This is a genomic window from Achromobacter aloeverae (assembly GCF_004121055.1).
Taxonomy (GTDB): domain Bacteria; phylum Pseudomonadota; class Gammaproteobacteria; order Burkholderiales; family Burkholderiaceae_B; genus Bordetella_C; species Bordetella_C aloeverae.
The window spans coordinates 253482-261061 of the sequence record NZ_PYAL01000010.1 but is presented as its reverse complement, the minus strand read 5'-3'; the positions used below and the strand labels follow the sequence as shown (position 1 = coordinate 261061).

The following is a 7580-nucleotide window of genomic DNA, read 5'->3' as shown; positions in this document are numbered from 1 at the left end:
GTCACCATCATCGCCGGCCTGGAAGCCACGTTCGGCGGCATCAACCTGGAAGACATCAAGGCCCCGGAATGCTTCACCGTGGAGCGCAAGCTGCGCGAGCGCATGAAGATCCCCGTCTTCCACGACGACCAGCACGGCACCGCCATCACCGTCAGCGCCGCCTTCATCAATGGCCTGAAAGTGGTCGGCAAGCCCATCGACCAGGTCAAGGTGGTGACCTCCGGCGCCGGCGCGGCCGCGCTGGCCTGCCTGGACCTGATGGTGGACCTGGGCCTGCCGCTGGAGAACATCTGGGTCACCGACATCGAGGGCGTGGTCTACGAGGGCCGCACCGTACTGATGGACCCGGACAAGCAGCGCTTCGCGCGCAAGACCGACCTGCGCAAGCTGGCCGAGGTGATCGAGGGGGCCGACGTGTTCCTGGGCCTGTCGGCCGGCGGCGTGCTCAAGGCCGAGATGGTGGCCAGGATGGCGGCGCGCCCGCTGATCCTGGCGCTGGCCAACCCGACGCCGGAAGTGCTGCCGGAAGTGGTCAAGAGCGTGCGCGACGACGCCGTGATGGCCACCGGCCGTTCGGACTATCCGAACCAGGTCAACAACGTGCTGTGCTTCCCGTACATCTTCCGCGGCGCGCTGGACGTGGGCGCCACCACCATCACGCGCGGCATGGAGAAGGCGGCGGTCCACGCCATCGCCGGCCTGGCAGAGGAAGAACAGAACGAGATCGTCGCGGCGGCCTATGGCACCTATGACATTTCCTTCGGCGCCGACTATTTCATTCCCAAGCCCTTCGATCCGCGCCTGATCGTGCGCATCGCGCCGGCCGTGGCCAAGGCCGCCATGGAAGAAGGCGTGGCCACCCGGCCGCTGCACGACCTGGAAGCCTACGCCGACCAGCTGCAGCAGTTCGTGCATCACTCCGGCGCCTTCATGAAGCCGCTGTTCGCGGCCGCCAAGCAGTACGTGCGCGACGGCGGCAAGGCCCGCATCGTCTTCACCGAGGGCGAGGACGAGCGCGTGCTGCGCGCGGTGCAGGTGATCGTCGACGAAAAGCTGGCCCGCCCCATCCTGGTCGGTCGTCCCGCCGTGCTGCTTTCGCGCATCGAGAAGTTCGGGCTGCGCCTGCGCCTGGGCCAGGACGTGGAAGTCACCAACCCCGAGTTCGACGAGCGCTTCCATCAATACTGGACGACGTATTGGGACCTGATGAACCGACGCGGCGTCACCAAGGAAATGGCGCGCGTGGAAATGCGCCGCCGCCTGACGCTGATCGGCTCGATGATGGTGCGCCTGGGCGACGCCGACGGCATGATCTGCGGCACCGTGTTCGGCTATCACGACCACCTGCGCTTCATCGACGAGGTCATCGGCAAGAAGCCGGGCGCCAAGACCTATGCCGCGATGAACATCCTGCTGCTGGACGAGCGCACCGTGGCCCTGCTCGACACCCACGTCAACGAAAACCCGACCGCCGAGCAGATCGCCGAGTACACCATCGCGGCGGCCGAGGAAATGAAGCGCATGAACCTGGTGCCCAAGGTGGCGCTGCTCTCGCGTTCGAGCTATGGCTCGGGCAGCTCGGCCTCGGGCGAGAAAATGCGCGAGGCGCTGCGGCTGATCCGCGAACAGGCGCCTGGCCTGGAAGTGGACGGGGAGATGCATGGCGACTGCGCGCTGGACGAAGCCCTGCGCCTGAAGGTGCTGCCTGACTCGCCGCTCAAGGGGTCGGCCAACCTGCTGGTGTGTCCCAACGTCGACGCCGGCAACATCGCATACAACCTGCTGAAGACCGCCGCGGGCAGCAACGTCGCCGTGGGGCCGTTCCTGCTGGGGGTCAATGCGCCGGTGCACATCCTGACGTCGAGCTCGACGGTACGCCGCATCGTCAATATGGCTGCGTTGACGGTGCTCAAGGCGAACCGGGAACCGGCCGCCTGAACGCGTCAGGGCCACGGCGGCTAAAAGTGCGGCGTTATCATGCGAGCGGCTGCACCGGAGGCCCTGCCACCGGCCGCGGTGGCGCCCTTGACGGCAATCCTGCCGGCGATATTCCGCCCGGTGGGAACCTTCAAGGGCGGCGTTGCCGTCGAGGTCGGGCCACTCATCGGACTGGCCTCTCCGCCGCTCTCATTTCCGCTGTCGCTGGGCGCCTCGCTCGTGTCACCGGCGAGGCTCGCTGAGTTCGCTGCATCACGCTGCACGGCCATGAGGGCCTGGCCGAGTTTCCCGAGCGAGTATTGATAGAAGGGCTGCTCCGTCTCGCGAATCTGATTCGCTCCCTCGAGATCATCAAGTTTCAAGAACTTGATCGCCTTATCGCCACGGCGGATGTAGTGATTAATCAGGTACGTCCGAGCCTCGCGGTTCATGCGCCGCAATGCCGGCCTGATCCAGTGGTCGAAGTCGACGCCATCACCCGCGGTTACGTGCGCAATCATGATCTTCTCGAAGGTGGCCTTGGCAGCTTTGGGATAGGATTCCCGATCGCTGGTCATGAGCTGGGGTTTAAGGTGCACGACAAGTGCGTTCAGCCATTCCACCAACGGCTCGTGCAGCAGGATTTCGTCGACTTGCTCTTTCACGTGAGCCAACAGCAACCCTGCATACTCGGCGGCGTGCGCCTTGGTTTTACTTTCGCGCGCGAGCTTTTCCTCCAGCCTCTTCTTGCCAAAAAGGACGTGCGTGGCGGAGTCTCCCATGGATTTTCCGATCGACCGCAGCCTCCCCCACAGGCCGCCATCGCTCGTCCCCGGGTCCAGCAAGGCGGACTGATCCTCGAACAATAATGTCAATGCGGCCTCGACCTCTCTCGTGTTGCAATATTTCATCGCCTCCGTCACCGCCTGGCACATCTCGTCCTTGCCGCTGCTGGTTCCGCATTTCAACGCGGACTTGATCAGGCGACGGGCACGCCTGTCGACCTGGGCCGGCGAGCGATAGCCATCCCGGTCATAGATACACGCCACCAAGTTCGCTGCATCGCGCTCCATCCTGATTTTCCTGCGCTTGTTGCGATTCTCTTGCCGGGAGACGTCGGAACTGAAGACATCCCGGATGGCCCACCAGACAACCAGCGCGGCGCGAGATACCCAACTCCCCCTGTCGCGTATAGGCTCCCTGCCCTGGTGCATAAGCTTGAGGCCCGCAATAATGCGGTCCCGCCCTCCCCAGCGCAAAACGGGCGACGACGGCTTCGTGCCAGCCAGGCCGCTGGGCCGGTCAGTGCGGGATGCGCCCATGTTCGACAGCCCCGTTTCCTCCAGGTCGGCGCCCGCGCTGGCGGACTGCAGGGCCACGCGCACTTCCCCCAGCTTGGACACGGCCTGCCTCAACTGCTCCTGCCCTTGTCCAGTCCCGGAGGAAATGGCTAACGCCGTCGAAGAGGTGCTCGCCGCGTGCGCGGGCAAGTGTCGGCGCCCCTGCCTCCTGCGGGCGCCAGCCGCTACCACGGCCGTCCCGGCGGGGAGCGCGGATGAGACGAGATTCAAGAAGTGCGTCGTGAACACCTTCACGTCATCGTACCGGGGATCTTCCCTGTCAGGAGGGGGGTCGGAGAGGCGGGGGGAGTAATACTCCTCCAGGCGTTTGATGAGCTCCGTTGCCGCGCCCACCGGATCGCCGGCGACCTGCCTTTCCTTGAGTGTCAGGGAGATTGCATCCCAGGCCAGGTCCCAGCCAGGCAAGGGATCCTTCGCAAGCGCGGCGCGTAAACGGTCCAACATGATCAGGCGGCAGTCCGCAACGGCATGCTCCGTCACACAAGACCCGATCGCCTCCCTCCACGCATCCGCCGTAGGCTGATCACGGCCGTTGGAGCCGGCGCGGAGCAGCTCCCTCAGAAGAGGGCGATCCCATCTCGGCACAAGCCGGTCGAGTGCGCCCTCCATCGTCTCGATTTTCCCGGCGCCGCCTGGCTCGGCATTACCATGCAACTCGCACAAGGTGCCCAGATGCAGATCACCTAGCGCCTTGGCCACACGCTGCTTGTCCACGGCCCCGGCCACCCAGCCCCCCGACACCCAGCGTCTCACCCCTTGTCGACGAAGGACATCGAGCGGAGCTTCCTTGAATCGCTGCGTGCACTCCAACTCGACGGCGCACGCAATGAGCTCCCAAGCGGAATGGACTTGCTGTTCCGGCAGAAGAGCGGACCGCCCGTTCTCGTCAACGTCGGAACCGCTCGTGGTCTCCTTGCTGGATTTGACCTTGCCCAGCAACTGTTCGTCCTTGACGATGACAAGGATCCTGTACAAACCCGCGCTATCGAGTTTTTTCAATCCATCACGCAAGTCCGAGGCAAGTTCGTCCGAAGATTTGCTCCCATCGTTACTGGCCGACACGATCTCATGCACTGCTTTCGCGGCCTTATCGATGGCCGAACGGGGACGTGAAACCGCTTTCTTTATTCTGGTCGCCTTTGTCTTGCGCTCACCGCTTTTGCGCGACTCTTTTTGCGCGGACGGCAACTGTTCCAGCAAGTCGGCGAATGCGCGCTGGATACGCTGCGTCGGGGACTGATTTATCCTTGCAACGCCGCAGGCTGTATCGAGGACTCTATTCGCACCATTGACGAGATTGGTCCGGGACCTGCGGAAACTCCGTCTGGCACTTCGAAAAACGTCTCTAAAACCGTTGCCCTTGTCCGAAGCGCTGGCCGCGGATATGGAGTCGTCGTCGGCCGAGCGTTCCGATCTGCTGTCATCCGGCGAAAGGCCACTGTCCGAGCCTCCCTCGCTGTCGCGCGCGGACTCGGACGACGTCTCCCTTCCCTGGAGCTTGATCTCGAACGCCTCGTATTTTTTTTTCTCAGCCGCGCACATATTTTCCCGGGCCCGGTGTTCCCTGGCTTCGGCTTTCGCGACTTTCTCCTCCATTTTTTGTAAATCGACGCGCTTCGAGCCGTATGCGACCTCCCTCTTCTTCCCTTCGAGCTTGGCCTTGAGCTTGAGCATTTCTGCCTCGGCGGCGGTGAACCCGATCACCGCCTTGTTGTATTCCTTCGCGGCCCGCGTCGCTCCCTGCTTCATCATTTTGCAGGGCAGGATACGCTGCACGGGCCGCGAATGGCAGAACCTTGCGCCAAGACTCTTGCCCGCGGCGCGCTGGGGCGCCCTGGCTGACACCTCCGCGACGAAGGGCAGATCCGGTCGCTGACCTGAAGTCTCGGGGATATCCGGCGGACGAACCGGGACACCAGCATGGCGAATTTCGGTTGACGGGAGCATGGGACCTCACTGGAAAAGCTATTCGTATCGATGTACAGGCCGAGAAAAATCTCAACCAGATATCCTGCTCGGTTGAGCTTGCCCGACCTCTGGTTCCTCACGCCTGACAGGGGCCGCCGCCCCAGCACTGGCCATTTATTAATGATCCCTTTCACCGCCCCGTAATCCAGGGCCGGCCCGCCAAGCCAGGCGATATACGTGCGAAGAGCGACGTCCCTGGCGATCGGCGCAAGCGCGCTGTTTCCGAACCGTAAAGCCACTTCGTCAACACTTCATCAAATCGTCCGTCCGCCGGGCCGGGCGGGTGTGCGGGGGTACGACGCGAGCCGGCTCGGAAAACCCCTACGGTGGGGCGGAAAGCTCCTACAGGACCTGCCGCGCCGGTGGTGTCCCATCGTGTCCGGACTACCCCGGCGCGTGGGACGCCGCCGCGACTTCCATTGGGCGAGACACGGCGTTGGCAAGACAATATGCAAGCAACACCGAAAATATGTAACTACCACCCCGGATAAACGCCAGAATTCTCCCCGGCCGCGCCGGGATTGCTTATCATCCGCCCGTCCGAGTGAAACAAAAACGTTCATGGCATCAGCGTTTCTGGCGTTGTCCGCCTGGCAGGTCATGCTGGCGGGGCTGCTGTTCTTCGGCGGCATCTACCTTGTGTTCGGCGCGGCCACCTGGCTGCTGACCCGGAACATTCTCCCCGCGCTGGGTCTGGGCCGCACCCTCGACCCCCGCCCGCTCGCGCCGGGGCAGCTGCGCCGCGAGCTTGCGCAGTCCGGCATTTCCGTACTGCTGTTCGGCACCGGCATGATCTTCCCCTGGGGACTGCTGCAACTGGGCTGGGCCCGCCTGGCCATGGACGCCAGCGCCACCCGCATCGTCCTGGAAATCCTCTTCCTGCTCGCCTGGAACGACGTCCACTTCTGGGTCAACCATCGCCTGCTGCACACCCGCCTGCTGCGCCGCTTCCACCTGCCGCATCACCGGTCCATCGTCACCACGCCCTTCTCCACCTACAGCTTCCATCCCATCGAGGCGCTGATGCTGGGCAATGTCATCCTGCTACCCATGGTGCTGCACGACTTCAGCTTCTGGTCGCTGCTGTCGGTGCCCCTGTTCAGCCTGTTCTTCAACTGCATCGGCCACGCCAACTACGACTTCTTCCCACGCGTGTCCTATGCCCACTGGTTCGCCGCCAGCCGCAGGCATCACCTGCACCATGCCTGCTACCACGGCAACTACGGCTTCCAGTTCACCTTCATGGACCGCCTGTTCCGCACCCGCCTGGCCGCCGATGCCGCCGCGCGGCAGTTGCAGGCCCACGAAGCGCGAGCCCAGTCCGATGCGCGAGCCCGGTCCGATGCGCGCGCATAGCCGGGCTTCCATCCCGATCCGGCGCGCCGCGCTGCCGGCCTTGCGCAACCGCCGGGACATCCAGAGCATCGCCTACCTGGTCGCCCTCCCGGCCCTGGCGGCCTGGCAATGGCGCTACGGATTCCAGTGGCTGCTCTACGCGTCGATGTTGTTCCTGACCCTGGGCATAGGCGTGATCCATCACAACCACACGCACCTGCGCATGTGGCATGGCCGCTGGGCGAATCGCGCCACGGACTTCTGGATCACCTTGCTGCAAGGCCACCCCACCTTCGTGTTCTATCCCGCCCACGTGGCGAATCATCACCGGCACCGGCATGGCGCCCGCGACGCGGCCCGCACCTACCGTTTCGGCGGCGACACGAACCATCTGTGGGGCTACCTCATCCACCCCGTGCAGGCGGTGTGGGTCCTGTACCCGCTCTTCATTGCCTGGCTGGGCCGCTTGCGGCGCCACCACCGGGGCGCCTGGCGCTACTGCATGGCGCAATACGGCGCCTGGCTGGGCCTGTGGGGCGGGCTGCTGGCGCTGGACCCCGCCAAGGCGCTGGTCTACGTCATCGTGCCGCAGCTGCACGGGCTGCATTGGCTACTGGCGACCAACTACCTGCAACACGCCCACGCCGACGGCGGACCGCGGCGCGGCCAGACCCTGAGCTACGCACGGAATTTCGAAGGCCTGCTCAATCCCCTGTTTTTCAATATCGGCCTGCATACGGCGCACCACGAGCACTCGCGCGCGCACTGGTCCGAACTGACCCGCCTGCATCGCGACCACTATCGCGCGCGCGTGCCGGCCCCCCTGAACGAAGGCGGCCTGGTGCCGTACATGTTCCGCGTCTTCGTCCTGGGGAAGTTGTCCGCGCGCTTCCGCACGCGCTCCCTCATGGCGCCGGCCACCGGCGCCGGGACCGTTGCGACAGACACGTCCGACTCCGCCACCCGGCGTGTTCCCGGACATTTCCGCTAGAACCGCCA

4 protein-coding genes are annotated in these 7580 nt (G+C 64.5%); 3 read left to right on the top strand and 1 reads right to left on the bottom strand.

Annotation, left to right across the window (positions count from 1 at the left end; translation table 11 throughout):
* On the top strand, positions 1-1938 hold a 1938-nt coding region (locus tag C7R54_RS28525; RefSeq protein WP_129154296.1), incomplete at its 5' end, for an NADP-dependent malic enzyme.
* 20 nt (positions 1939-1958) lie between these two features.
* On the opposite strand, the gene C7R54_RS28520 is transcribed toward C7R54_RS28525, so the two are convergent.
* Positions 1959-5225 carry a hypothetical protein gene (locus C7R54_RS28520; RefSeq protein ID WP_129154295.1) on the bottom strand — a complete coding sequence of 1089 codons (3267 nt, stop codon included), beginning with the start codon at positions 5223-5225 and terminating at the stop codon, positions 1959-1961.
* A 582-nt stretch (positions 5226-5807) separates the two neighbouring features.
* Between C7R54_RS28520 and C7R54_RS28515 the strand changes: the two genes are divergently transcribed.
* Positions 5808-6602 carry a sterol desaturase family protein gene (locus C7R54_RS28515; RefSeq protein WP_129154294.1) on the top strand — a complete coding sequence of 265 codons (795 nt, stop codon included), beginning with the start codon at positions 5808-5810 and terminating at the stop codon, positions 6600-6602.
* Positions 6589-7572 (top strand): fatty acid desaturase, encoded by a 984-nt coding sequence (locus C7R54_RS28510; protein ID WP_129154293.1) that lies wholly within the window; start codon positions 6589-6591, stop codon positions 7570-7572. The genes C7R54_RS28515 and C7R54_RS28510 overlap by 14 nt, the downstream gene beginning before the upstream one ends.
* Positions 7573-7580: the final 8 nt, after the last annotated feature.